The sequence below is a fragment of the Streptomyces sp. NPDC001492 genome, assembly GCF_053597275.1.
The window spans coordinates 322,177-345,025 of sequence record NZ_JBSFHW010000005.1 but is presented as its reverse complement, the minus strand read 5'-3'; the positions used below and the strand labels follow the sequence as shown (position 1 = coordinate 345,025).

General features: G+C 72.4%; 25 protein-coding genes. 13 read left to right on the top strand and 12 right to left on the bottom strand.

The features are described from left to right. Window positions 1-3: 3 nt before the first annotated feature. Both ACWC1K_RS09360 and ACWC1K_RS09355 read right to left on the bottom strand, forming a co-directional pair. Window positions 4-201 (bottom strand): hypothetical protein, encoded by a 198-nt coding sequence (locus ACWC1K_RS09360; RefSeq protein WP_450829786.1) that lies wholly within the window; start codon window positions 199-201, stop codon window positions 4-6. 101 nt (window positions 202-302) lie between these two features. Continuing rightward, the gene (locus ACWC1K_RS09355) at window positions 303-2,954 is read right to left on the bottom strand and encodes a LuxR C-terminal-related transcriptional regulator (RefSeq protein ID WP_450829785.1); all 2,652 of its coding nucleotides are present in this window, start codon (window positions 2,952-2,954) and stop codon (window positions 303-305) included. A 404-nt stretch (window positions 2,955-3,358) separates the two neighbouring features. Between ACWC1K_RS09355 and ACWC1K_RS09350 the strand changes: the two genes are divergently transcribed. The 3 genes from ACWC1K_RS09350 to ACWC1K_RS09340 are packed head-to-tail and all read left to right on the top strand — an operon-like array spanning window position 3,359 to window position 5,150. Beyond that, window positions 3,359-3,544, top strand: a complete 186-nt coding sequence (locus ACWC1K_RS09350) for a hypothetical protein (protein ID WP_450829783.1) — start codon at window positions 3,359-3,361, stop codon at window positions 3,542-3,544. Then, window positions 3,541-4,194 carry a cytochrome b N-terminal domain-containing protein gene (locus ACWC1K_RS09345; protein ID WP_450829781.1) on the top strand — a complete coding sequence of 218 codons (654 nt, stop codon included), beginning with the start codon at window positions 3,541-3,543 and terminating at the stop codon, window positions 4,192-4,194. Before ACWC1K_RS09350 ends, ACWC1K_RS09345 begins: the two co-directional genes overlap by 4 nt. Next, window positions 4,191-5,150 (top strand): hypothetical protein, encoded by a 960-nt coding sequence (locus ACWC1K_RS09340; protein ID WP_450829780.1) that lies wholly within the window; start codon window positions 4,191-4,193, stop codon window positions 5,148-5,150. Before ACWC1K_RS09345 ends, ACWC1K_RS09340 begins: the two co-directional genes overlap by 4 nt. 196 nt (window positions 5,151-5,346) lie before the next feature. Here ACWC1K_RS09340 and ACWC1K_RS09335 read toward each other — a convergent pair whose 3' ends face one another. After that, window positions 5,347-5,739, bottom strand: a complete 393-nt coding sequence (locus tag ACWC1K_RS09335; protein WP_450829778.1) for an STAS domain-containing protein — start codon at window positions 5,737-5,739, stop codon at window positions 5,347-5,349. Window positions 5,740-5,957: 218 nt separating this feature from the next. Between ACWC1K_RS09335 and ACWC1K_RS09330 the strand changes: the two genes are divergently transcribed. From ACWC1K_RS09330 to ACWC1K_RS09310, 5 genes are all read left to right on the top strand, one after another. Next, complete coding sequence (locus tag ACWC1K_RS09330) at window positions 5,958-6,788, top strand: universal stress protein (protein ID WP_450829777.1); 831 nt, start codon at window positions 5,958-5,960, stop codon at window positions 6,786-6,788. Between the two features lie 160 nt (window positions 6,789-6,948). After that, window positions 6,949-7,575 (top strand): hypothetical protein, encoded by a 627-nt coding sequence (locus ACWC1K_RS09325; protein ID WP_450829775.1) that lies wholly within the window; start codon window positions 6,949-6,951, stop codon window positions 7,573-7,575. A gap of 275 nt (window positions 7,576-7,850) precedes the next feature. Beyond that, the gene (locus ACWC1K_RS09320; RefSeq protein ID WP_450829773.1) at window positions 7,851-8,525 is read left to right on the top strand and encodes a pyridoxamine 5'-phosphate oxidase family protein; all 675 of its coding nucleotides are present in this window, start codon (window positions 7,851-7,853) and stop codon (window positions 8,523-8,525) included. Window positions 8,526-8,640: 115 nt separating this feature from the next. After that, a complete protein-coding gene (locus ACWC1K_RS09315; protein WP_450829772.1) occupies window positions 8,641-9,081 on the top strand; it encodes a pyridoxamine 5'-phosphate oxidase family protein in 441 nt (146 codons plus the stop codon). Between the two features lie 121 nt (window positions 9,082-9,202). After that, a complete protein-coding gene (locus ACWC1K_RS09310) occupies window positions 9,203-9,340 on the top strand; it encodes a hypothetical protein (RefSeq protein WP_450829770.1) in 138 nt (45 codons plus the stop codon). Window positions 9,341-9,366: 26 nt separating this feature from the next. Here the strand turns inward: ACWC1K_RS09310 and ACWC1K_RS09305 are convergent, their stop codons facing one another. From ACWC1K_RS09305 to ACWC1K_RS09270, 8 genes are all read right to left on the bottom strand, one after another. Beyond that, complete coding sequence (locus tag ACWC1K_RS09305; RefSeq protein ID WP_450829769.1) at window positions 9,367-9,579, bottom strand: ferredoxin; 213 nt, start codon at window positions 9,577-9,579, stop codon at window positions 9,367-9,369. Further along, on the bottom strand, window positions 9,576-10,901 hold the full coding sequence (locus ACWC1K_RS09300; RefSeq protein ID WP_450829767.1) for an NADH-ubiquinone oxidoreductase-F iron-sulfur binding region domain-containing protein: 1,326 nt from the start codon (window positions 10,899-10,901) through the stop codon (window positions 9,576-9,578). Before ACWC1K_RS09300 ends, ACWC1K_RS09305 begins: the two co-directional genes overlap by 4 nt. Further along, complete coding sequence (locus tag ACWC1K_RS09295) at window positions 10,898-11,584, bottom strand: ferric reductase-like transmembrane domain-containing protein (protein WP_450829765.1); 687 nt, start codon at window positions 11,582-11,584, stop codon at window positions 10,898-10,900. Before ACWC1K_RS09295 ends, ACWC1K_RS09300 begins: the two co-directional genes overlap by 4 nt. Further along, entirely contained in the window at window positions 11,581-12,540 is a 960-nt protein-coding gene (locus ACWC1K_RS09290) for an FAD:protein FMN transferase (protein WP_450829763.1), read from the bottom strand. Before ACWC1K_RS09290 ends, ACWC1K_RS09295 begins: the two co-directional genes overlap by 4 nt. After that, window positions 12,537-12,911 carry a hypothetical protein gene (locus ACWC1K_RS09285; RefSeq protein WP_450829761.1) on the bottom strand — a complete coding sequence of 125 codons (375 nt, stop codon included), beginning with the start codon at window positions 12,909-12,911 and terminating at the stop codon, window positions 12,537-12,539. The genes ACWC1K_RS09290 and ACWC1K_RS09285 overlap by 4 nt, the downstream gene beginning before the upstream one ends. 107 nt (window positions 12,912-13,018) lie before the next feature. Continuing rightward, window positions 13,019-14,431 carry a sensor histidine kinase gene (locus tag ACWC1K_RS09280; RefSeq protein WP_450829759.1) on the bottom strand — a complete coding sequence of 471 codons (1,413 nt, stop codon included), beginning with the start codon at window positions 14,429-14,431 and terminating at the stop codon, window positions 13,019-13,021. Then, entirely contained in the window at window positions 14,428-15,132 is a 705-nt protein-coding gene (locus ACWC1K_RS09275) for a response regulator transcription factor (RefSeq protein WP_450829758.1), read from the bottom strand. The genes ACWC1K_RS09280 and ACWC1K_RS09275 overlap by 4 nt, the downstream gene beginning before the upstream one ends. 274 nt (window positions 15,133-15,406) lie before the next feature. Then, window positions 15,407-15,964, bottom strand: a complete 558-nt coding sequence (locus ACWC1K_RS09270; RefSeq protein ID WP_450829756.1) for a CGNR zinc finger domain-containing protein — start codon at window positions 15,962-15,964, stop codon at window positions 15,407-15,409. Between the two features lie 84 nt (window positions 15,965-16,048). On the opposite strand from ACWC1K_RS09270, the gene ACWC1K_RS09265 reads away from it, so the two are divergent. The 5 genes from ACWC1K_RS09265 (at window position 16,049) to ACWC1K_RS09245 (ending at window position 22,230) form a co-directional block, all read left to right on the top strand. Continuing rightward, window positions 16,049-16,921 carry an alpha/beta fold hydrolase gene (locus ACWC1K_RS09265; protein ID WP_450829754.1) on the top strand — a complete coding sequence of 291 codons (873 nt, stop codon included), beginning with the start codon at window positions 16,049-16,051 and terminating at the stop codon, window positions 16,919-16,921. A gap of 24 nt (window positions 16,922-16,945) precedes the next feature. Next, window positions 16,946-17,899: a pyridoxamine 5'-phosphate oxidase family protein gene (locus ACWC1K_RS09260; protein ID WP_450829752.1), complete on the top strand. Its 954-nt coding sequence runs from the start codon at window positions 16,946-16,948 to the stop codon at window positions 17,897-17,899. Window positions 17,900-18,161: 262 nt separating this feature from the next. Further along, entirely contained in the window at window positions 18,162-20,921 is a 2,760-nt protein-coding gene (locus ACWC1K_RS09255; RefSeq protein WP_450829750.1) for a cation-translocating P-type ATPase, read from the top strand. After that, window positions 20,918-21,577, top strand: coding sequence for a potassium channel family protein (locus tag ACWC1K_RS09250; protein WP_450829748.1), 660 nt, complete (start codon window positions 20,918-20,920; stop codon window positions 21,575-21,577). The genes ACWC1K_RS09255 and ACWC1K_RS09250 overlap by 4 nt, the downstream gene beginning before the upstream one ends. Continuing rightward, window positions 21,574-22,230 carry a potassium channel family protein gene (locus tag ACWC1K_RS09245; protein ID WP_450829746.1) on the top strand — a complete coding sequence of 219 codons (657 nt, stop codon included), beginning with the start codon at window positions 21,574-21,576 and terminating at the stop codon, window positions 22,228-22,230. The genes ACWC1K_RS09250 and ACWC1K_RS09245 overlap by 4 nt, the downstream gene beginning before the upstream one ends. A gap of 8 nt (window positions 22,231-22,238) precedes the next feature. On the opposite strand, the gene ACWC1K_RS09240 is transcribed toward ACWC1K_RS09245, so the two are convergent. Continuing rightward, complete coding sequence (locus tag ACWC1K_RS09240; RefSeq protein WP_450829745.1) at window positions 22,239-22,691, bottom strand: universal stress protein; 453 nt, start codon at window positions 22,689-22,691, stop codon at window positions 22,239-22,241. Window positions 22,692-22,849 lie beyond the last annotated feature (158 nt).

Below are 22,849 nucleotides of genomic sequence, written 5' to 3'. Positions count from 1 at the left end.
TTCTCACGCCGGGAGCCGGCGCATCTCCACCACGTGCAGACCGAGCGACTGGAACCGCGCCAACAGGCCGTACAGATGCGCCTCGTCGGTGACCTCGCCGAACAGCACGGTCTGGCGGGATGCGACGAAGCTGTCCAACTCGGGGAACGCCGCAGCCAGCTTGTCCGGCATCTGCCCGTCGACGCGGATCTCATAGCGCATGCGCAGGCTTCTCTCGACGTCGTCCGGTCCTTCGTGTCTCTATGTCTTCATGCTGCGGCGGCCGGAGGCGGGGGACATCACCCCGGGCAGGTGAACGGGTGTCACAGCAGACCCAGTTCCCGGGCCCGGCGGACCGCCTCGCCACGCCGACTCACGGCCAGCTTGCGGTAGATGCTCTTCAGATGCGTCTTGACCGTGTTGACCGACAGATGGAGATCGTCAGCGATCTCGTCGGTGGACATCAGCTGCGCCACCCGCCCCAGCACGTCCCGCTCCCGCTCGCTGAGGGGCTCCCGGGACGGGATCACGGATGCCTGCTTCGTATGCGGGGCGGGGCGCCCCTCCGGCGCGGCGGCCAGCCAGTCATGTCCCTGCGTGAGCGCGGGCCGACGGCTCAGCAGCCGACCCAGCCACGGCCCGGCTTCCAGGAAGGGCCTCCTCAGCTGATGAGGGCGGGAGACCGCGAGAGCACGCAGCACCAGGCTCTCCGCGGTGGCGGCGGCGCCCATCGCGTCGACGGCCTGTGCCCGAGCCACCAGAGCCCAGGCCGTGATGCCCGGTCCACGACCGGGGTCGTCGGCGAGTGTGTCGAGGATGCCCAGTGCCCGCCGGACCTCACCGGCAGCCAGGTACGCCCGGGCCTCGGCCACCAGACCCTCCGGGGTCCGCGGCGGCTCGTCCTGGAAGACCTGCACCGCGGCCTGGGCGTCGTCCTCGGCCAGCCGTACGGCGGCCCGGGCCATCGCGATCCGGTCCTTCACCCAAGGGGAAGGGTTCGCAGAGACCAGAGGCTTCTCCGCCATCGCGTCGAGATCTCGGAGCGCCCCCCGGGCATCCCCCTTCGCAAGCCGCAGACGGGAATTCAGCAGTGCCAGTTCGACGGCCACGAGGGGATCGCGGGACGCGGCGGACGAGGCGACGGCCTGCTGGAGGTGGTCCCGCGCCGCCGCGAGCTCGCCCCGGTCGATGGCGACGGCGGCGAGTACGAGCTGGGCCACCCCTGTTCGCGCAGACGCCGGCAGACCGGAGTGGTCGGCCTCGGAGATCGCCGCCCTGGCGTGCGACTCGGCGTGGCCGGGCCAGCCGTGCAGATAGTCGATCAGCGCCAGCCGGCCGAGGGATTCATGCCGCGGGAAGGCCGTCGAGGGCCCCTGGGCGGCCTTCACGGCGGCGGACAGCGTCGCACGAGCGGCATCGAAGCGGCCGGCCCACAGCTGGGCCGATCCGAGGTCGGTGAGCATGAGGGCCGTCAGCTCCGGGCGCTGCTCCAGCCGCTCGGCGGGCAGCGCACGCGCGGCTTCCGCCGCCGCCTCGGCCGCCGTCTCGGCCATGTCCGCCGAGCCCGCGACCCGAGCGGCGAGAACCCGCAACACGGCACAGCTGAACTGTGCGGCCGGTGCCTCGCGCGGGTCGTCGGGCAGCTTCTCCTGCGCATCACGCAGGTAGGCGACACCCCGCTCCACGTCGTGGCGGGTCAGCTCGCGCGCCGCCCGCACGAGATCGGTCGCAGGCCCGGAGGCGTCCGTGGTCATGGGGGCGAAGAGACCGTCCAGGCGCTCGGCGTCCAGGCCGGTGAGCATCCGGCCGATCGCCAGATCGTCGATGAGCTCGGCGGCGGCCAGATCCCAGTCGCCCGCGTCCGCCGCATGCGGCAGGGCCTCGCTCAGCAGGCCCGCCCCGCTCAGCCACTTGGCTGCCGCACGGTGCAACTCCGGCTCGAGACCGGGGTGGCGGACGCGCAGATGGGCCCGCAGGATCTCGGCGAACAGCGGGTGCAGCCGGTACCAGGAATGTCCGATGGGCTCGACGAACGCGTTCGCGCGCTGCAGCTCCGCCAGAATGGCTTCCGCGTCGTTCCGGCCGGTGAGGGCATTGGCCAGATCCGGATGGGTTTCCTCGACGATGCTGGTGCGCAGCAGCAGGTCCTGGGTCTCCGCCGGGTGGGTGCGGAGCACTTCGGCCAGCAGGAAGTCCGCGAGGGTGCTCTGTCCGGCCTCGAAGTCCGTCAGGAAGCCTTCCGGGTCATCGGTGTGCTCGGCCGCCAGGGCGGACAGCCGTAGTCCGGCCGCCCAGCCGCCTGTGCGCTCGGTCAGCGCACGCGCCATCTCCGCCGACAGCGGCAGCCCGTGGCGATCGACCAGGGCGGCCGTCTCCTCGGCACGGAATGCCAGGTCGGCGCTGCGGATGTCGACGAGTTCACCGGCGGCACGATAGCGGTGCAGGGGCAGCAACGGCTCCGCACGGCAGATGACCACCAGGCGCAGGCCCTCGCCCGCGTGGCGGAGCACGAACTGCAGCTCGTCGGCGACCTCGGCGGACCCGGACGTCCCGTCGAAGTCGTCCAGGACGAGGATCACCGGCACGTCCCGCCCGTCCAGCCAGGCCGCGAGACGGGTCAGCAGCGAGTGGTCCACCGTGCCGGGGCCGGCCGGGCTGCCGATCTGGTCGGGCAGGGCGATCCCATGGTGCCGGAAGGCCTGCAGCACATAGGTCCAGAAGACACCGGGCCTGCTGTCCTCGGGCTCCACCGTCAGCCAGGCGGCGGGCCCCGGCAGGCCCCCCGCCGTGACCCAGTCGGCGACCAGCAGGGTCTTGCCCGCGCCGGCGGGCCCGTCGACCAGGGTCAGCGGCCCCTTGGCTCCTGCATCCAGCTGCTCTGTGAGCCGGGGCCTGTGCACGAACGTCCTCGGGACCATCGGCACGCTGAACCTTGCGGCAAGCACCGGGTCACCGGTGGGGGTCAGCGCCTCCACGGGGGGATCCGGACGACCGCCTGCACCGGTGTGTGATGTGGGACCCATCACTTGCCTCAGTGGTAACGGAGCGGCAAAACTCCCGCTCTCCGATAGTCGTCCCGGGCGAGACCACTCGCAAGCGAGGACTCCGCCACACCCAGCGATTCGGCCGGTCACCGTGGCGGAGACGGCGTCCGGTTCTCGACGACGCCGACCAGCATGGCCCGGGTCGCCACCTCTTCCTGCCGCCGGCCGGTCACCCGCTGTGCACAACGTGACCTGGGAAGCACGCGGGGACGGATCATGACGATGGTGGATCTTGGCTGCGGATTGAGTCGTTCGGCCTATGGTCCGGGCGGGCCGGCAGACCGAGGGACTTACCAGGGCTCTTCTTGCTCTCGGACACTGAGTGGGGTCACCTCATGACGGAACATCACTCCGGCGGGCGCCTGCTCGCGGCACCTGTCGACCTCAACGGCACCGGGCATTATGTGCACTGGGGCGTGGTGCAACTGTCCGTCGCCAACCTCGTGGTGATCGGCGTGATGCTGGTCGTTTTCGCGGCGGCTGTGCTGCTGCCCTTCCCCCGGGGACGAGGCCGGCGATGAGCGAGATGGGCGGGGCCGGCGGAGGCTGGACCGGAGCGGTCCGGCGCCGGGTGGTGCGGGCGCTGCCTCCGGACAGGCTGTTGCCGGACACCCAGCCGGCGTACATGGCCTCATGGATCTACGTCTTCGGTGCGCTCACCCTGGCCGCGCTGCTCGTCGTCCTGGCCACGGGCGGAGTGCTGGCCCTCAAGGGGCCCGCGTGGTGGCATGTCTCGGGTACCGGCAAGTACGTGAACGGCCTGCACCTGTGGAGTGTCGAGCTGTTCATGTTCTTCATGGTCATCCACTTGTGGGGCAAGTTCTTCATGGCGGCCTGGCGCGGTCGGCGGGGGCTGACCTGGGTCACCGGTGCCGTGTGCTTCTTCGCCTCGATCGGTACTGCCTTCACCGGCTATCTGGTCCAGCAGAACTTCGACTCCCAGTGGATCGCCGGGCAGGCCAAGGACGGGCTCAACTCGGTCGGCATCGGCGCGTTCTTCAACGTGCTGGACTTCGGGCAGATGCTGATGTGGCACATCGTGCTACTGCCCTTCGTCCTCGGCCTGCTGACGGCCTGGCACATCCTGCTGGTCCGGAGGCACGGGATCGTACCGCCGATCGACGCTCCCGCCGATCCCGCGGCCGTGACCACGCAGGAGGCAGCGCGGTGAACAGACGCTCCCGGAGGCCCACCGTGCCGGACCCGGCCACCTTCCCCACCAGGTCATACGACCTGATCAAGGAGTTCACGATCGCTCTGGTCGTGGTCGCGCTGCTCACCGCGGGCCTGGCCGCCGTCTTCTCCTCGCCCGACGTCAAGCCGGTGACGCTCGCATCCTGGTCGCGGGCCGACGGCGCCGACTTCAGGGCGACCGCCGTGTCCGAGCTCGGCGGCACCAGCGCAACGGCCGAGTACGGGCCGCCGTACAACCACACGCCTGGCGCGGCGCAGAAGATCGGGCCGGTCGGGCTGCAGAGCGCCGCGGGGGTCCGCATCCCGGTGGACACGGCGACCGACTTCGTGCTTCGCCCACTGCGCGATGCCCCGGAACCGCCCGCCGTCACCGCGGCCCTCGCCACCTGGGCCGCCGCCCCGGGCGCCCGGCAGCAGGCATGGACCGCGGCCTATGCCGCCGCCCTGGACAAGGCCGGCGGCGGCGCTCCCGCGAAGGGCGATTACGGTCCGGTGCCGGTCCTCACCGCGCGCCTTCTCGGTCTGGCTCGCAGCGGCGCGCTGGACGGCGAACTTCAAGCGGAGGGCAAGTTCTATCAGACGGACTACACCCGTCCGCTGCTCTTCCTCTCCGACGGTTCCTACCTGGAGTCCCTGGCCCGTGCCCAGCACCTCGGCGGTGACCAGTGGGGGATGATGAACGAGACCGGGAACTACCCGGGCCAGGCATGGCTGTGGCTGTACACCTTCTGGTATCAGATCGAGCCCTTCAAGTCCTCCGGCAACGCCGACGCCCTGATCTGGGGTCTGATGGCCCTGCTCAGCCTGGGTCTGATGCTGGTGCCCTTCATCCCCGGCGTGCGGTCCGTACCGCGTTGGACGCGGGTGCACCGGTTGATCTGGCGCACGTACTACCGAGAGCAGGCGGCCCTGGAGCGGGACCGGCGGGAGTGATCCCTGCCGCCCGACGTGGCGCTCTGCCCGGCCCTCGGCGGGCGGCAACTCCTCGCAGGTGAACTCGCGGCGGTGGCGAGCGTCGGCTCCGGGTGATCGCAGGGCGGTGAAGCGATCGCGGTCGCCTCCGTCTTGGTGAGCACCCGGGCGTCGAGTGGCGCGCCGAGGCCGGGGAAGCAGACGCAGGCGGCAGCGGTCAGCCCGTAGCCGCGGAGACGGCGTCCTGTTCGGGAGCGTCGAAGACAGCCGTGTGCAGGTCGGGGAGGATCTCGAAGGCGTCTGCCAGCAGGGCGACCCGCAGGATACGCAGGAGGCGGCCGCTGTCGGCCACCAGCCGGAGCCTGCCCCGCCGTGTCAGCACCCGGTTCCTTGCGCGGCACAGCAGCCGCAGGCCGCTGCCGTCGATGAAGGTCACGGGGCGCAGGTCGAGCACCAGGTGGGGGCGCGGGCCCGCGGTCAGTGTGTCGAGGCGTGCCGACAGCGGCGTCGCCGTGAGTATGTCGATCTCGCCGCGCATCTCCACCACCGTCGTGCCCCCGATGACGCGCTCCGTGTGGCAGGACGCCGGTCCGGTGCGGATTTCGGCCATAGACAGAGCAAAGCGGGATGTCAGGTACGGCGGTAGGGCCGGTCGGCCCTTTGCGCACGTCCGGCGGGGGTCGGGCGGCTCCATGCCATCGCGCGCCGCGGACCGGGCGTCGCTCTCCGGCAGGGGCGGGACCGATGGCCCATTTCCTGCCCGACGGTCCGCCGGAGCATGAGAGCCGTACGGGAGCACGGAACGGGAGCACAGAAGGGAACAGCGACATGACTGTCCAGTACGTCGTCGTCGGATTCGACGGCACACTGACCGCCGTACGGGCGCTGGACTGGGCGGCGCGGGAGGCAGTACGCCGTCATGCAGCCCTGCGCATCGTCCATGCGGTCCGCGACCAGGACGAGGCCGGACCGGTCCTCGAGTCGGCCGCCGCACGCATCCGCGCCCACCATCCCGGCCTGCTGGTCGAGACCGCGTCACCCGTGGGCGGCGCGGTGGAGGCCCTGATGCGGGAGAGCGACGGCGCGGCCCTCACCGTCGTGGGCAACCGCGGGCTGGGCGGATTCACCGGGCTGCTCTTCGGCTCGGTGAGCCTGCGCCTGGCCGCGCACATCCGCAGTCCGCTGCTGGTCGTGCGCGGTGATCACCGGTGCGACGACGGCCGCGAGGTGCTGCTGGGCCTGGCGAGCGGCGCCGATGCGGACGCCGCGGCCTACGCCTTCCAGGAGGCGGAGCGGCGAGGCACCCGGTTGCGCGTCCTGCATTCCTGGTCCCACCCGCACGTCACCCCCGAGGTGCCGTCGCCGGTGCCCGCAACCAGCCCCGGACAGCGGGAACTTGCCCAACGCCGCGCCACGGAGGAGGCGGTGCCCCGCTTCGCCCTCTCCGAGCTGCGGGAGCAACACCCCGAGGTCGGCGTCGAGGCACACACCGTCCCCACCGGGCCGGCACACGCGCTGCCGGAAGCCACCCGCGAAGCCGGTGTCGTCGTCATCGGCGTCCACCGCCACGCAGACCGGCCCGGCCCGCACCTCGGCCCCGTCGTACACAGCCTGCTGCACCGTTCGCACTGCCCGGTGGTCCTCGTGCCCACCGGATGACCGGGACCGCAGCGGGCCGCTGAACAGGCCTTCACAGCAAGGACGTTCGGCCCCGCACACGGGCCGCGCAGCCCCTGCGGCGCCGACTGCCGGAGCGGGACATTCGAAGCGCAACGAGAGTCGTCAACCCGCGCATCACCCCCAGAGAGGGATGAGCACCATGGCAGTCCACGACCAACCGCACCGGCATGTGCGGTTCCATCTCCCGTCCGTGCGCAGGCCGGCGACGGCTCAGCGGCCCGTCGACGAGACCGGCTCCGTCGCGCTCACGGCGACCGGCGCACACGTCCTCGCCGGGCTTCGCCTGCTGACCGGGTTCGTCTTCCTGTGGGCCTTCCTCGACAAGACGTTCGGCTTCGGCTACGCCACCCCGTCCGGCAAGGGCTGGATCGACGGCGGCTCGCCGACCAAGGGATTCCTCAGCTCCGTCGCCGCCGGACCGATGGAGTCCACCTTCCACGACTGGGCCGGCGCCGGCTGGGCGGACTGGCTGTTCATGCTCGGTCTGCTCGGCATCGGCCTCGCCCTGATCGCGGGCATCGGCCTGCGGCTCGCGGCCGTGGCCGGCACCGCGCTGATGGCGCTGATGTGGATCGCGGAATGGCCGCCCGCCAAGCACCTGTCCGACGGGACGCTGAGCATGTCGACCAACCCGTTCGCCGACTACCACGTCATCTACGCCGTCGTCGTCATCGCCCTCGCGGCGGCCGGCGCGGGTGCCACCTGGGGCCTGGGCAAGGCCTGGGCGCGACTGCCCTTCGTCAGCCGGAACCGCTGGCTGATGTGACCGCTGCGTCCCGATGGGGGCACCGCCGCAACGATGCGGTGGTGCCCCGTTCCCTATGCCCCCTCACGGCGCCTCATCTCCCGGAGGAGCGGGACATGATCAAACCCGGTTCATCGAGATGAGCGCCGACACCGGGGCGCTCGAAAGCGGTCCCGTCCGGCCTGGCGGTGAGGGCCTACCGGCCCAAGTCCGCCCCATCGGATCCGGACATGCTGGATCTAAGGGTCAATCCGGGTGTTGGGTGCGGCCCGGCGGGCGAAAGGGAGTGAGGGGCCATGGCTGACAAGGCACCGTCTCGGACGGCCGAGGAACATGCGCTGGGCGATCTCGGACGCCGTCTCGCCGCACGGCGCGCGGAACTGGGACTGAGCCGGAGGGAGGCGGCCACCCGCGCCGGGATGGCGCCGGGCTACCTCCAGTACCTCGAGGAGTACTCCGGCGCCGCACCGGGCCCGGGCGTCCTGCTCCGGCTGTCCCAGGTCCTCGAGACCACCGTGCGGGACCTCACCGGCGGCGACACCGAACTGCCGAGCGGCCTGGGTCGGGCCTCCCGCAGTCCCCAGTTCACATCCCTGAGCGTCCCGGAGTGCCGGACTCTGCTCTCCACCCATGGCGTGGGGCGGATCGCGGTGCCCACGATGTCGGGGCCCGTCGTCGTGCCCGTGAACTACAGCGTCGTCGAGGGTGCGATCGTCTTCCGGACCGAACCCGGCAGCACACCGGCGCAGGCATCCGGCTGCCAGGTCGCCTTCGAGGTCGACCGCATCGACGACGCGTTCAGCAGGGGCTGGAGCGTGCTGGTGCGGGGACACGCCCGGACCGTGACGGACCCCGACGAGGTGCGCCGGCTCACTGAGGGCGCCCGCAGCGAGCCCTGGGCCGGCGGCCACCGTGACCAGTGGGTGCGCATCGATCCCCTCGCCATCACCGGGCGCCGCATCACGGTGTAACGCAGGACGTTCTGCGGCCGGGCCGGGGCCGATGGACCCTCACCCACCGCCGCGACCCGACGGACGATGGACCGGACGCTCCAGCGTCGCATCCAGGTGAGAGACGGGCTGGCTCATGTATCCCAACGACGGTTTCCGCGAACTCGAACGGCAGGAGTGCCTGCGTCTCCTGGCGAAGGTGCCCCTCGGCCGCATCGTCCACACCAGGCAGGCCCTGCCCGCGGTGCTGCCCGTCAACTTCTCCCTCGACAGTGACGGCGCGGTGCTGCTGTGCACCTCGGCGGCCTCCGAACTGGCCCGTGCCGTCGACGGCACCGTGGTCGCCTTCGAGGTCGACGAGGTCGACGCGGTGGCGCACTCCGGCTGGAGCGTCGTCGTCACCGGGGCGGCCACCGTGGTGCGCGACCCCGACGAGCAAGAGCGTCTGACCCGGACCGGCCCACGCTCCTGGGCGCCCTCGCCGGAGCAGGTCTTCGTCCGCATCGAGCCAGAACTGATCACCGGCCGCGAACTCGTGGGCGGTCGTAGCCTGTACGGGGTCCATCTGTCGCCCTGAGCACCGCCGCGTCCGATGCCGGCGAAGCACGAACCCGACAGGGCCGTCCGCCCCGACCGCATTCCCCTGGACGAGGACCCCCGGGCCCGGCGACGAGGACTCCTGACCGCTCATCAGCCGGGTGCGCGACGCTCACCGCGACGGCAAGATCGCGTACACGGCGGAGCTCGCCCGCGAGATCTCCGCCGAGAGGATCGCCGCCCTGGAGGACGGGTACGCGCCCGGGTCGGTACGGCCGTGTCGGAGCCGTTGCCGCTGACCTGACCAGCGGTGGTCGCGGCCTCGTCACGGCTCGGCGTCCTCGACGCGGAGAGCCAGGCGGGGGCAGGCGCCGACGGCCCGGTGGGCGTGCGCGCGCAGCCTTTCGGGGACAGCCCGGTCCCTGACCACGGGGTAGCCCCATTCGTCGAGGTCGATCAGCTCGGGCAGCAGTTCCGCGCACAGGCCCTGGCCCGTACAGGCGATGCGGTCGATGTGCAGGCTCCGGGTGCGGGTCATCGCCATCCCTCCGGGGGTGTGGCAGGCGGTACGGGTATCCGGGGTGCGCGACGGGCTGCTTCGCAGGCGCCGCGGCTGAGGTGCCGCTCGACGTCCTCGGCGAAGGTGTGCAGCGCGGAGGCCGCGAGGCGGGCGGCACCGTCCGGGTGGCGGCAGGCGCCCCTGTCCGGCAGCAGAGCGGTCCGGCGATGCAGGCGGGACAGCAGATCCGCGTCGGCCCGTCCGGCGGCGAGGGCGGCGAAGTCCTCGGCCACGGCGGGCAGGCCGAAATGGCAGGGACCGCACTGGCGGGCGCCCTGGGCGGCCAGATAGGAGAGCATCCGCGCAGTTTCGCTCAGCCCGCAGGCCGAGTGCGCCAGCGCGACGAGCACGCCCGCACCGGGCGCGGCACCCAGCGGCGCCAGATCGCGGCGGGTGAGGGGCGTGTGCAGATGCTCCGCCGGGAGCCAGGTGCCGGCGAAGCCCCCCAGCAAGGCCGCCTGCACAGGTTCCGTCGGGCCTCCGGCACGGTCGAGGAGCACGGCGAGAGGCGTGCCGAGCGCGACCTCGAGGACAGCCGAAGCCGCGACGGCGCCGGAGACGGTGACGAGCGTGGTGCCGGGCTCGTCCGGGGCGCCGGCCTGCCGGAACCAGCGGGGGCCGTGTCGGGCGATGAGGGCGAGATGGGCGAGAGTCTCGGCGTTGTGCACGAGCGTGGGGCGCCGGGCGACGCCCCTTTCGTGGGTGCGCGGGCCGCCCTGCGGACGGGCCGGACCTCCGTTGAGCCAGCGGACCAGCGAGGTCGACTCGCTGGAGACGTAGGCGTGCGGAAGGGCGTGCAGGCGCACCCGCACCCGGTCGAGGCGGGCGCGCCGGCGCTCGGCCAGAGCCGCCCCGAGTTGCCTGTACTGGGCCGTGCGGTCGCGGGGCAGGCACAGATGGACGGTGTCGGCGCCGACCGCGGCGGCGGCCAGCACGGCACCGTCGAGGACAAGATGGGGTGCGACGGCGAGCAGGAACTGGTCCTTGCGGCTGGCGGGTTCGCTCTCCATGGCGTTGACGACGACCACCGCGCGGCGACGGCGCGCGGCGACGGCACGCAGTTTCCGGGCGGTGGGAAACCCTGCGCCGCCGCGTCCGGTGAGCCCCGCCGCCTCGACTGCCTCCACCAGGGACATCGGCGTACGGCTCTCGGGAGGCGGACCGTAGCGCCCCAGATGATCGGTGAGTGTGGCCGGTCGCCCGGTGGAGTGCCACCCGGCGAGCAGACGGGCCGCGGCGGGATCGCCCGGCTCGGCCCAGGGGTGACCGGCTGCGAAGGCCTCCGCGGTCGAGGAGTTCATCGTCCACCTCCGAGCAGGATCGTGGACGCGGCGGCACGCTGGGCCCAGCCGGGCTGCAGCGGCCCCGCGGCGAGGAACGCCGCGAGCACCACCGGTACGGCGGTCGCAGTCACGGCGGCCACCAGACGCCCGGCCACCCGTCCCGGGCCCGCCTTCGCCAGGCGCCACCACACGGCACCGACCACCGAGGCCAGACACCCGGCGTACAGCCACAGCTGGAGGGGAAGCCGCGTGTCGGTGCCGGTGCCCACGCCGTGGAAGAGAGCGAACGGCCACGCCGCATACGCCAGCCAGTGCACCGCCTTCCAGCGCCGCACCCCCAGCCGCAGCCGCAGCGCGCTGGTCACCAGCACCGCCAGCAGCAGATCGAGCGCGGCCGTACCCAGCCCGAGCCACAGCGGACGGTAGGGCGCGCCGAACGGCACCACGGACACCGCCCATCCCAGGTGCACGAACGGATCGAGCACTGCGGTCACCACGTGCACGGCGAGGAACACCAGGGTGAGCAGGGACAGGTTGCGGTGCACGAGGCCGACCTCGAACCGGCCGATCCGGCGCGGTACGGAGCGCCCGCCGGAGGCGATCCCGAGCACCAGGGTGGCGGTGAGCAGGATCAGGGAGAGGGTGCCGCTCGCACGGCTGGCGTACCACAGGGGGCTGCCGGTCAGGGCCAGGGCCGTCATCGCCTGCCTCCCTGGTCGGGAACGCGGGAATCGGCCGGCCAGTCCCCGAGGCGTACGACGGCGCCGTCGACGCCGACCAGCCGCACGGGCAGGGCGGTGCCACGCAGCCAGTCAAGGGCCCGGTCGCCCAGCACGATCGCCGCGGTGCTCGCGGTGTTGGCGTCCACGCAGGTGGCAGCCGCGACGGTGACGGTGCGCCAGACGGGTGCGGCGGGCTCACCGGTGGCCGGGTCGACGATGTGGTGCAGGGTGCGCCCGTCGCGCCGCCAGGTGCGCACCCGGATACCGGAGGTCGCCAGCGCTCCGGCCGTCACGGCAACGGTGGGGCCCGGCTCCGTGACGGGCCGTGCGTGGTCGTCGGCGAGCGCGATCCGCCAGCCGCCCTCGGGTGTCGGCCCGGCCGTCGCCAGGTCGCCGCCGAGGCTGACGAGGACCCCGCTGCCGGTGACGGCAGCGGCTGTGCGGGCGGCGCGGTCCGCGGCGAGGGCCTTCGCGGTGGCGCCCAGGTCCAGGCGGGTGTGCGGAGGCAGCCGCAGCCGGCGGGTGTGCGGGTCGAAGACGATCCGCTGCCAACCCGCCGCGGGACGGGACACGGGCAGCGGACGGGCGTCGTCGGGGCGCACGGAGGCGAAGGTGCGGTCGTAGCCGAGCGCGATCACCGCCCTGCCCACGGTCGGGTCCACGGCGCCGTCGGTGATCCGGGCGGCACATAGGGCGACTTGGAGCGCTTCGGCGAAGTATGCGCTGACGGTCATCGAGGTGCCCGCGCCCAGGTTCACGCGGGTGAGTTCGGAGTCGGGCCGGAAGCGGCTGCACGTGAGGTCGACGGTGACCAGCTCGGCGCGCAGGACCGCCGTCGCGGCGGGCAGGGCGCCCGGGTCGGTCACGAGCAGGGCGGCCGTGGTGCCCAGAGCAGGGAAGACGGTCTGGGCCGGGGTCTGGGCGCGCGTGGTCATGACGCCCCCGTCGTGGTGTGCGGCTGTGCCTGGGAGGGGGCCGGCGGCTGGGCGGGGGGCTGCGGTGCCGACCGCGTGACCGGGCTTGCGCCCTCGTCGTCGTCCTCGCCCTGCTCGTGGTCGTCCCCTCTCGCCGTGGTGGTGACGGTGGAAGGGGCGGAGTGCTGCACGGGCGGGCCCGGCGGCGCGGGGGAGGCCGAGGTGCCCGGCAGCAGGTGGGTGTAGAGGCTGCCCAGGGCCGCGGCGCCGGCCACGGCGGTGACGGCGATCCACCGGGTGATGCGGCGGCTGCGCCGTAGGCCGTGGTCGCGCGCGTGCGGGGAACCGGCCGGGGAGGGAGTCCGGTGGAAGTCGTCGGGTGAGGGTGCCATCGCAGCGCTCCTGGTGAATCGGCGGCCCGCGTCGGGTGCGTGCTTCTCCAGGCTGTGCTGACGGCACTCGGGAACTGGTTCGCGTCTTCTTCAGAACCCGTAAAGATCTACCGGTTCCGATCCGCCGTCCGGTCCACCGGTAAGGACCGCGACGCGACCCCCCGCTCGTGCCCGCGCTCCGGCCACAGGGGCAGATCCAGTACGACGGTCAGCCCGCTGCCCGGCGTGTCCTCCAGACGTGCGGTACCGCCGTTGGCGGTGACCAGCCGGTGGACGATGGCCAGCCCCAGGCCGCTGCCCCGGGCTTCCGGGTTCCCGAACCGGTGGAATGCGACCCCCTTCGCCTCGGGCGTCATCCCCGGCCCGTCGTCCCGCACGAGCACCCGGGCCCGTCCGCCCGCCTCGCGGCCGTCGAGGGTGATGCTCCCGCCGGCGGGCACGGCCTCCACCGCGTTGGCGATCAGGTTGTCGAGGATCTGCTCCAGGTGGCCCGCGCCCAGCGCGACGGTCACCGCGGGTCCCGCGGACACGGCGCTCAGCCCCACTCCGCGCTCCTCCGCCACGGGCGACCAGGCAGCCACCCGCTCGGCCACCACCTCGTCGACGCGCACCGCGGTCGGGCGGGGTGTGGCCTGTTCGGCGCGGGCGACCGCCAGCAACCCGTCGACCAGCCGGGACAGCCGGGCGATCTCCTCCTGGGCGGCGGCCAGTTCCGTCGCGGTGCCTTCCTCGGCGCCGGCGGCGAGGACGTCGAGCCGAAGCCGCAACGCGGCCAGCGGAGTGCGCAGTTGGTGGGACACATCGGCGATCACCGCCCGGTGGCCGTGCACCAGGGCTTCCGTGCGGGCCGCCATGGTGTTGAAGGTGGCGGCCAGCCGGCGCACTTCCGGGGGTCCGTCGCCGACGTCGGTCCGTTCGTCGAGGGCCCCCTCGCCCAGCCGCCGGGCACTGGCGTCCAGCGTCGAGAGGGGACGGCCTACCCAGCGGGCCAGGCGGACGGACAGCAGCACGGACGCGGCCAGTCCCGCGGCGCCGATCGCGGCGGACCAGCCCCAGATCGCGGCGACACGGGCGTCGAGCGGGGCCGCGGAGCGGGCCAGGACGACGGCTCCGGCGGGCCGTCGCACCTCACCGGCCGGTTCCGCGGCCAGCAGCCGGCCCTCGTTCTCCGGCGGTTCCGGCTCGTGCCCGGCCAGCACCTTTCCCACCAGTTCCGCCGCCTCCTCGCCCTGCGCCGCCGTACAGGGCGTACTGGCCACCAGGCGCGCCGAGGCGTCGTACACCGCGGCGCAGTCCCCGGCCCGGGCCGCAGTGTCGAGTTCCTTGCGCATGGCGGTCGCCGGTTTGTGGTCCGAGAGGTGTTCCTCGGCGGCCGCGGCGATCACGCGGGTGGCCGCCCGCTGGTTGTCGCGGTAGGAGACGCGCTCGCGCGCCGTCATCGACACCGCCAGCGGCACGACCGCCAGCACCAGCAACACGGAGGTCAGAGCCAGCAGCGTCCAGGCGATCCGGCGGGTCACGGCTGCTCCTGGGACTCCTGGACCACTCCGAGCCGGAAGCCGTGCCCGTACACCGTCTCGATCAGTCCCGGCACGCCCAGCTTGCGGCGCAGCGCCGCGACATGCACGTCGAGCACCTTCGTGGGCCCGTACCAATGGGCGTCCCACGCCCGCTCCAGGATCTGCCGCCGGCTCACCACCCGGCCCGGGTCGGCGGCCAGGCACTCAAGGAGGGAGAACTCCTTCGGTGTCAGAGCCACCGTGCGGCCGTCGACGGAGACCTGCCGGGTGCGCAGGTCGAGCGCCAGCGGCCCGTGCCGCAGGATCTCCGGCTGCGCCGGACGCCGACGGCGCAGCACGGCCCGTATCCGCGCCAGCAGTTCGGCCAGCCCGAACGGCTTGACCAGATAGTCGTCGGCGCCTTCGTCCAGGGCGACCACCCGGTCCGCCTCCTCACCCCGGGCGGTCACGGCGATGATCGCCGCGGTGGACCGGGCCCGCAGCCGCCGGCACACCTCGACCCCGTCGATGTCCGGCAGCCCCAGATCGAGCAGCACCACATCGGGGGAGGGCGCGGCCAGCGCGGCCCGCCCGGTCCGCACGTCCTCGACGGCATAGCCGGCCTGCCGCAGACCACGTACCAGGGACTCCGCGATGCCACGGTCGTCCTCCACGACCAGCACCCGCGTCTGGTCGGTTGCGCCCGTGGCTTCGGGGTTCATGCCCGGCGCCCGTCTCCCTGACGAGGGGATCGACTACGTCGTCTCGCCTCCCAGCCTGCGTCCTCGCCCGGCTCGGGGGCAGGGCCGTTCGTCCCGCCTTTGGACACAATCGCCGGGGCCGGACCAGCCGTCAGCCCCCTCGATGAACACCCGGCGGGGTATATCGCCACGAAGGCGGCTGGCGGTCTTCGGGCTGGCACGGCGGTGAGCCCGCCGTCCCCGGCTCCGGGTGCCGGGAGCGACTACGGGGACCCAAGGGCATGGGACGCGCGGGTCATCTGGCCTTGTTGCGCTGATAGTGGCGGGCGACGCGCACCCGGTTGCCGCAGCGGGTGGCCGAGCACCAGCGGCGGCGCGGATGGGCGGCCAGGAACAGCATCACGCAGTCGTCCGCCTCGCAGGTCCGGATCCTGGTGACCGCCGGATCTGCCAGCAGTTCGGCGGCGGCCTCCGCGAGGCAGGCGGCCAGCCGCAGGCCCGGTGAGCCGTCGCGCCGGCGCGTGGCGGCCACCGCCGACCCGTTCCATGCCAGCTCTTTGATCGCCGGTGCGGCGCGCTGCGCCTGGTTGAGCGCGTCCAGGTCGGCCGCCAGGGGCTCGTCGCCCCGGCGCAGGTGATCGAGGGCGCTGGCGGTGTGCTCCCGTACGGCCCGCACGGCCGCCAGGTCCGCAGCGGTGACCGCCTGTGGCACCTCGTCCGGCAGACGGTCGGCCTGAAGGGTCCACCAGGCCCGCAGGTCGTCCGGAGTCGCGAGCAGGTCGCCCGCGGTCGGACGGGTGTTGACCAGGTCCAGCGCCAGCGGTTCTCCGGTCAGCGGCACAAGATCACTCATGTGCCTAATGATACATCGCCGGGTTGACGCGTTAGTCAGACCGGGGCTATACCTAATGCATGAATCAAAGTGAAAGGGATTAGCGTGTGTGTCGCAGTCGCCCGCACCGTCCACCGCCACATCGATGTCGACGGCGTCCGCGTCTTCTACCGGGAGTCCCTCCCGGACCAGGCCGACGCGCCGGTACTGCTGCTCCTGCACGGCTTCCCGTCCGGTTCTCACCAATACCGCGGCCTCATCGACGCGCTCGGCTCGCACTACCGGCTGATCGCCCCGGACTACCCCGGCTTCGGCCACACCCGGGCCCCGGACGACTTCACCTACTCCTTCGACCGGCTCGCCGACATCACCGAAGGCTTCGTCCGGCGCCTCGGCCTCGACCGGTTCGTGATGTACGTCTTCGACTTCGGCGCGCCCATCGGCTTCCGTGTCGCCGAACGCCACCCGGAATGGATCGCGGGGCTGGTCGTGCAGAACGGCAACGCCTATGAAGAGGGGCTCTCCGACGCGGCCCGCGGCCTCATCGGCCTGACCCCCGACACCCCCGGCGCCGAGGACGCAGTCCAGGGCCTGCTCACCCTCGACGGCACCCGCAGCCAGTACGAGACCGGCGTCCCCGACCCCGGACTCATCGCCCCGGACGGCTACACGCTCGACCAGCACTTCCTCGACCTGCCCGGCCGCAAGGAGGCCCAGCGGGCACTGATCTTCGACTACCACACCAACGTCGAGCACTACGACCACTGGCACGCATGGCTGCGCCGGCACACCCCGCCCACCCTCATCACCTGGGGAAGCAACGACCCCTTCTTCCCCGAGCCCGGCGCCCGGGCCTACCTCCGCGACGTGCCCGACGCCGAACTCCACCTCTTCGACACCGGCCACTTCGCCCTGGAAACCCATCTGCCGGAGATCGCCCCACTGATCGCCGACTTTCTCGACCGCGCCTGGAAGTGATCAGGCCGGCGCAAAGGAGGACTGATGGACATCAGGAACGTCGAGCACGAGGGCGAGCAGGCGATCCAGCGGCAGGCGGGCGAGGGCGGGCCAGGATGGGGCTCTCCGATGTTCGGTCCGGAGATCCCCCATGGGTTCGTCCCGTTCATCCGGGACCAGCGCATGCTCGTCATCGCCGGGGCCGACGACGAGGGTGCGATCTGGTCGACCATCGTCGACGGGCCGCCCGGCTTCGCCGAAGTGGTGGACGAACGGACCGTCGTCATCGACGCGTTGCCCGCGCCCGGTGATCCGCTCCGCCAGGCCTTTCAGACCGAACGGGACATCGGTGTGCTCGCCCTCCAGCCGCAGACACGACGTCGGATCCGGATGAACGGAGTCGCCAGGCGCGACGGGAACCGCCTCGTCATACGGACCGAGCAGGTGCTGGGCAACTGCCCGAAGTACCTTCAGGCACGCACCGTCAAGGAGACCGTACCCGGCCGGGCCGGACCGGCCGTGACCGGCGAAGAGCTCAGTGAAGACCAGCAGCGGTGGATCGAGGGCGCCGACACGTTCTTCATCGCGAGCCTCTCGCCCGAGCACGGCGCCGACTCCTCGCACCGCGGCGGCATGCCGGGATTCGTCACGGTCGCCGGCCCGCGCACCATCGTCTGGCCGGACTACACCGGTAATCAGTTCTACATGACGCTCGGCAACATGCATCTCAACCCGGCGACCGGTCTGCTCTTCCTGGACTGGGAAAACGGTCACACGTTGCAGCTGACCGGACAGGGACGCATCGACTGGGACCCCGCCCGCACCCAGAAGTACCCCGGGGCCCTGCGGGTGGTCGAGTTCGACATCGCCAAGGTGGTGCAGATCGACCACGCCAGCTCCCTGAGGTGGGAGTTTCACGGCTACTCGCGGGTCAATCCGCCTGCGCGCGCCGATGACCGGCCCACCGAACCAACCGTGTCCGCCCGCCGGCAGCCGTGACATCGGTTCGGGGCCGAACGGCTCTCGTACGGAGTCCGTACGGCCCCGCGCCCGCGAGGCCCGACGCGATGAATCCTCGACGGATGAACGCTGTGCATGCGTCGCCGCGGGCACCGGACGCGATGCCCGGTTCCGCGATTGCGGGCCGTAATGAGGGACTCCACGATGAGGACATGGCTGCTCGCCACGCCGACCACCGCGACGCCGTCCGGGCACTTCCCGTCGCGGTGTCCGAGGCCGTCGCCCGTCATGTGGTCACGCTGTGACGGCGAGCGGTCCCGCGGTGCAGACCCTCGCCACCCGGGACGTCTTCGCCGCCCTGGACAGCTCACCCCGCGGGCTGGCACCGGCCGACGTGACCTCACGGCGGGAGCGCCATGGCCCCAACGAGCTGCCCAGGGCCCGGCGCAGAGGCTGGTGGCGGGACCTCGCCGGCCAGTTCACGGACCTGTTCGCGGTCGTACTCCTCGTCGCGTCCGCGATCACCTTCCTGGCCTACGGTCTTCAGGACCCCCGGGACGCGGGGACCCTGCAGCTCGCCGTCGCGATTCTCTGCGTGGTGCTGCTGAACGCGGCCATCGGCTTCGCCCAGGAGTACTCCGCCGAACGGACCGCCGAGTCGCTGCAGGCGATGGTGCCCCACACGTGCCGGGTGCTGCGCGGCGGGGAGCGGCAGGAACTGCCCGCGCGTGACCTGGTCCCCGGGGACGTCGTGGTCCTGGAGGCCGGTGACGCGGTCTCGGCGGACTGCCGTCTCGTGGAGGCGCACGAACTCGCGGTGAACAACGCGGCGCTGACGGGGGAGAGCGACCCCGTCGGCCGCACCCGCCAGCCGGTGGCGGCCGGGCCGGTGCTCGAGGCCCGTAACTGCGTGTTCATGGGGACCGACGTCGTGGCAGGGTCCGCAAAGGCCGTGGTGTTCGCGACGGGCGCGGCAACCGAGTTCGGGCGCATCTTCCGGCTCGCGTCCGCCGCACCGCGTCAGAAGACCCCCCTGCAGCGCCAAGTGGCCTCCATGGCCCGCAGGGTGGCGGGCGCGGCCCTGGCCATCGGAGCCCTCCTGTTCGCGGTGCGGCTGCCCGCCGGGCGGCCCCTCGTCGAGACCTTCGTCTTCGCCCTCGGCGTGATGGTCGCCCTGGTGCCCGAGGGCCTGCCCGCGACGCTGTCGGTGTCGCTGGCCATCGGCGTACGGCGCATGGCCCGCCGGCACGCCCTGGTCAAGAAGCTGCTGGCGGTGGAGGCGCTGGGCTCCACCACCGTCGTGTGCACGGACAAGACCGGCACCCTCACCCAGGCCGAGATGACCGTCGTCCAGGTGTGGGCGGGCGGTGTCCGCCACCCCGTCTCCGGCGTGGGATACGCGCCCGTCGGTGAGGTGACCGACCCGCAGCCGGTGCGCGAGCTGCTGCGTACGGCGGCACTGTGCTGCGACGCCCGGATGGTCCCGCCATCGGACCACGACGGCTGGCGTGTCCTCGGCGACACCACGGAGGGAGCCATCCTCGTCGCCGCCGCCAAGGCCGGGATCGACCTGGCGGCCGAGGAGGCATCGACGCCGCGCGTGACGGAGTTCCCCTTCGACTCGACCCGCAAGCTGATGAGCACCGTGCACCGCGAGCCGCACGGCGATCTCCGCGCCTGCATCAAGGGCGCGCCGCAGGAACTGCTCGCCCGCTGCAGCGCCGTCGAATGGAAGGGCGAGCGGCGGCCGCTGACCGAGAACCTCCGGGCGGCGGTGATCGGCGCCAATGACGAACTGGCCGCCCAGGGCCTGCGGGTATTGGCGGTGGCGTCGCGGTCCCTGCCCGGCGGCCGTCCCACCCAGGACGAGACCGAGTCGGACCTTGCCCTGCTGGGCCTCGTCGGCATGCAGGATCCGCCCCGGCCGGAGGTCAGTGACGCCGTCGACGCCTGCCGGCACGCAGGCATCCGCATCGTGATGGTCACCGGCGATCACCCGCTGACCGCGGAAGCAGTCGCCCGCCGCGTCGGCATCGTCCGCCGGCCCGATCCCACCGTCGTCACCGGCGCCCGGCTGGACATGCTCGACGACGAGGCTCTGGACACCCTGCTCGCCGACTCGGGCGAACTGCTGCTGTGCCGCGTCAGCCCCGAGCACAAGATGCGCGTGGTCGCCGCCCTGCAGCAGCGGGGCGAGACCGTCGCCGTCACCGGCGACGGCGCCAACGACGCACCGGCCCTCAAGCACGCGGACATCGGCATCGCCATGGGAGCCTCCGGCACCGACGTCGCCCGGGAGGCCGCTGTCATGGTGCTGCTGGACGACTCCTTCGCCTCCATCACCGCCGCGGTACGCCTGGGCCGCTCCGTCTACCAGAACATCCGCAAGTTCCTGATCTACCTCTTCAGCCACAACATCGCCGAGCTCACGCCGATCCTCGCCGCCACCTTCGCGGGATTCCCCCTGGTGCCGATCACCGCCGTGCAGATCCTCGCGATCGACCTCGGCTCCGACGTCCTTCCCGCCCTGGCCCTGGGCGCCGAGCCCCCGGAGTCCGACGTCATGGACCGCCCGCCGCGCTCCCGGCGCGAACGGCTGTTCTCCACCGCCGTGATGGGACGGATCCTGTTCCTCGGCGGCATTCAGTCCCTCGGCGTGTGCGCCGTGTTCTTCTGGCACATCCACGCCTCCGGCATCCCGTACGCCGACTTCACCAAGGACAACCACGTCTACCGGGAGGCGATCACCATGGTCCAGGCCGGGATCGTGGTCAGTCAGTTCTTCAACGCGCTCGCCGTGCGCACCGACCGGCAGAGCGTGTTCCGGATCGGCCTGCTGTCCAATCCCTGGCTGCTGGCGGCCGGCTGCTTCGGCATCGCGCTGATGGCGGCCATCAGCTACGCACCGCCCCTGCAGGCCCTGTTCCACACCGCCCCGCTCGCCGCCGCCGACTGGGCCGTTCTCGTCGGCTTCGGCGTGCTGCTGCTGGCGGCCGAAGAGGCCCGCAAGGGGTGGCTGCGACATCGTCGGCCTGCCGGCCGGAAGGAAGGAGTGCGATGAGGGTGATCATCGCGGGCTGCGGCCGGGTGGGATCCGCACTCGCCGTCCAGCTCGTCGCCGAAGGCCACGACGTGGAGCTCATCGACCGCAGCGCCAGGACCCGCAGACTGCTGCCGGCCGGCTTCCCGGGCCGGTTCCACGAGGGCAACGCCTACAGCCGGTCCGTGCTCGAGGCCGCCGGGATCGAGCACGCCGACGCGTTCGTGGCCGCCACCTCGGGCGACAACAGCAACATCGTCAGCGCGCGCACCGCCAAGGAGACCTACCGGGTGCCCGTCGTCCTGGCCCGTATCTACGACCCACGGCGCGCCGACATCTACCGCGACCTCGGCATCCCCACCATCGCCAGCGTGCGCTGGACGGTGCACCAGATCCACCAGATGCTCCTGCACCGCCACCTCACACCGGAACTCACCTTCGGCAACGGCGAGACCCTGCTGGTCCGCTCCGAGCTGCCCTCCTACGTCAGCGGGCGCCGGCTGGCCGAGTTCGACGTGGACGGCGAGATCCGCGTCGTCGAGGTCACCCGTGGGGGCCGTTCGCTGGTGCCCGCCCACAGCACCCGCGCCGAACCCGGCGACCTGGTCACCTTCGCCGTCGCGGCGACCGCGCTCGGCCGCCTGCGCGGCTTTCTGGACAAGGAGCTGGGGACATGAAGGCTCTCATCGCCGGTGCGGGACGCCTGGGCACCCAGATCGCCCAGGTGCTCGCCGCGGCCCGCGGCGACGTCACACTCGTCGACATCGACGAGGACCGCGTCGCCGGACTCAAGGGCCACCTGCCCGTGCGTCTCGTGGCCGGGGACGCCTGCGAACCCGCGATCCTGGAACACTCGGGCGTGCTGACCGCCGACCTCGTCATCGCGGCCACCGGCGACGACGAGGACAACCTCGTCATCAGCCTGCTCGCCAAGCGGCAGTTCGAGGTGCCCCGGGTCGCGGCACGCGTCAACGACACCGAGAACGCCTGGCTGTTCGACCGGAACTGGGGCGTCGACACCGCGGTCCCCGCCGCCACTCCGCTGATCTCCCTCATCGAAGAAGCCACCGGCGCCACGGACACCGTCGCCCTGCTGCGGTTGAGCAAGGCGGGCGTCGACGTCATCGAAACCGCCATCACACCGCAGTCACGCGCCGCGGGACGCGCACTCGCAGAGATCACCCTTCCGGCGGGCACGGTCGTCGCCACCGTCATCCGCGACGGCCAACCCACCGTGCCCGCACCCGGGATGCGGCTCCAGCCCGGCGACGAAATCCTGGTCGTCTCGCACGCGGCCACCGAACAGGAGATCCACGCCGCCTTCCAGTGACGGCAGTGTCAGCGCGACGGATCGTCGGCCTGCCGCACCACGACGACCGGGCAGGCCGCGTGCTGGGCGCAGCGCTGGCTGACCGACCCCAGCATCGCCCGGGCGAACCCGCCGCGCCCCCGACGGCCCACAACCAGGAGTTCCGCCTCCTCCGAGGCCCGGATCAGCACCTCGGAGGGATCGCCCTCGACCAGGCGCTCCTGCAGCCCGGGCGGGCGCTCGTCCGGGAAGACGGCGTGCAGCTCCGCCGCGAAGCGCTCCCTCGCCTGCGCGAGGTCGAAGTCGGGGTCGATCGCAGGGCCGCTCCAGCCCACCTCCGACGGTGTCTCCCACGCATGGACAGCCTCCACCACACCGCCGACGCCCTGCGCGTACCGTGCCGCCCAGCGCAGTGCTGCAAACGAGGACGGAGAACCGTCCACCCCCACGACGACCCGGGGTACCGGCTCAGCTGATTGCATGGCCACCTCATTCACCGTCCCTCTCGCTACGTACACGCTGCCCGGCCCGGCGCGGCCCCGCCAGCCGGGAGGCACCGGGCGGGCGGGCGCCATGACGCGGGCCGGTCGGCCCAGCGGTCTGCCTGATCGGCCCCTCCCGTCCGCCCGCCGTGACGTGG

Excerpts from the sequence above, each read along its gene's own strand:
- ACWC1K_RS09360 (WP_450829786.1), bottom strand. The coding sequence starts at position 201 with ATGCGCTATGAGATCCGCGTCGACGGGCAGATGCCGGACAAGCTGGCT.
- ACWC1K_RS09350 (WP_450829783.1), top strand. The coding sequence starts at position 3,359 with ATGACGGAACATCACTCCGGCGGGCGCCTGCTCGCGGCACCTGTCGAC.
- ACWC1K_RS09345 (WP_450829781.1), top strand. The coding sequence starts at position 3,541 with ATGAGCGAGATGGGCGGGGCCGGCGGAGGCTGGACCGGAGCGGTCCGG.
- ACWC1K_RS09335 (WP_450829778.1), bottom strand. The coding sequence starts at position 5,739 with ATGGCCGAAATCCGCACCGGACCGGCGTCCTGCCACACGGAGCGCGTC.
- ACWC1K_RS09330 (WP_450829777.1), top strand. The coding sequence starts at position 5,958 with ATGACTGTCCAGTACGTCGTCGTCGGATTCGACGGCACACTGACCGCC.
- ACWC1K_RS09325 (WP_450829775.1), top strand. The coding sequence starts at position 6,949 with ATGGCAGTCCACGACCAACCGCACCGGCATGTGCGGTTCCATCTCCCG.
- ACWC1K_RS09320 (WP_450829773.1), top strand. The coding sequence starts at position 7,851 with ATGGCTGACAAGGCACCGTCTCGGACGGCCGAGGAACATGCGCTGGGC.
- ACWC1K_RS09315 (WP_450829772.1), top strand. The coding sequence starts at position 8,641 with ATGTATCCCAACGACGGTTTCCGCGAACTCGAACGGCAGGAGTGCCTG.
- ACWC1K_RS09305 (WP_450829769.1), bottom strand. The coding sequence starts at position 9,579 with ATGACCCGCACCCGGAGCCTGCACATCGACCGCATCGCCTGTACGGGC.
- ACWC1K_RS09300 (WP_450829767.1), bottom strand. The coding sequence starts at position 10,901 with ATGAACTCCTCGACCGCGGAGGCCTTCGCAGCCGGTCACCCCTGGGCC.
- ACWC1K_RS09295 (WP_450829765.1), bottom strand. The coding sequence starts at position 11,584 with ATGACGGCCCTGGCCCTGACCGGCAGCCCCCTGTGGTACGCCAGCCGT.
- ACWC1K_RS09290 (WP_450829763.1), bottom strand. The coding sequence starts at position 12,540 with ATGACCACGCGCGCCCAGACCCCGGCCCAGACCGTCTTCCCTGCTCTG.
- ACWC1K_RS09285 (WP_450829761.1), bottom strand. The coding sequence starts at position 12,911 with ATGGCACCCTCACCCGACGACTTCCACCGGACTCCCTCCCCGGCCGGT.
- ACWC1K_RS09275 (WP_450829758.1), bottom strand. The coding sequence starts at position 15,132 with ATGAACCCCGAAGCCACGGGCGCAACCGACCAGACGCGGGTGCTGGTC.
- ACWC1K_RS09270 (WP_450829756.1), bottom strand. The coding sequence starts at position 15,964 with ATGAGTGATCTTGTGCCGCTGACCGGAGAACCGCTGGCGCTGGACCTG.
- ACWC1K_RS09260 (WP_450829752.1), top strand. The coding sequence starts at position 16,946 with ATGGACATCAGGAACGTCGAGCACGAGGGCGAGCAGGCGATCCAGCGG.
- ACWC1K_RS09250 (WP_450829748.1), top strand. The coding sequence starts at position 20,918 with ATGAGGGTGATCATCGCGGGCTGCGGCCGGGTGGGATCCGCACTCGCC.
- ACWC1K_RS09245 (WP_450829746.1), top strand. The coding sequence starts at position 21,574 with ATGAAGGCTCTCATCGCCGGTGCGGGACGCCTGGGCACCCAGATCGCC.
- ACWC1K_RS09240 (WP_450829745.1), bottom strand. The coding sequence starts at position 22,691 with ATGCAATCAGCTGAGCCGGTACCCCGGGTCGTCGTGGGGGTGGACGGT.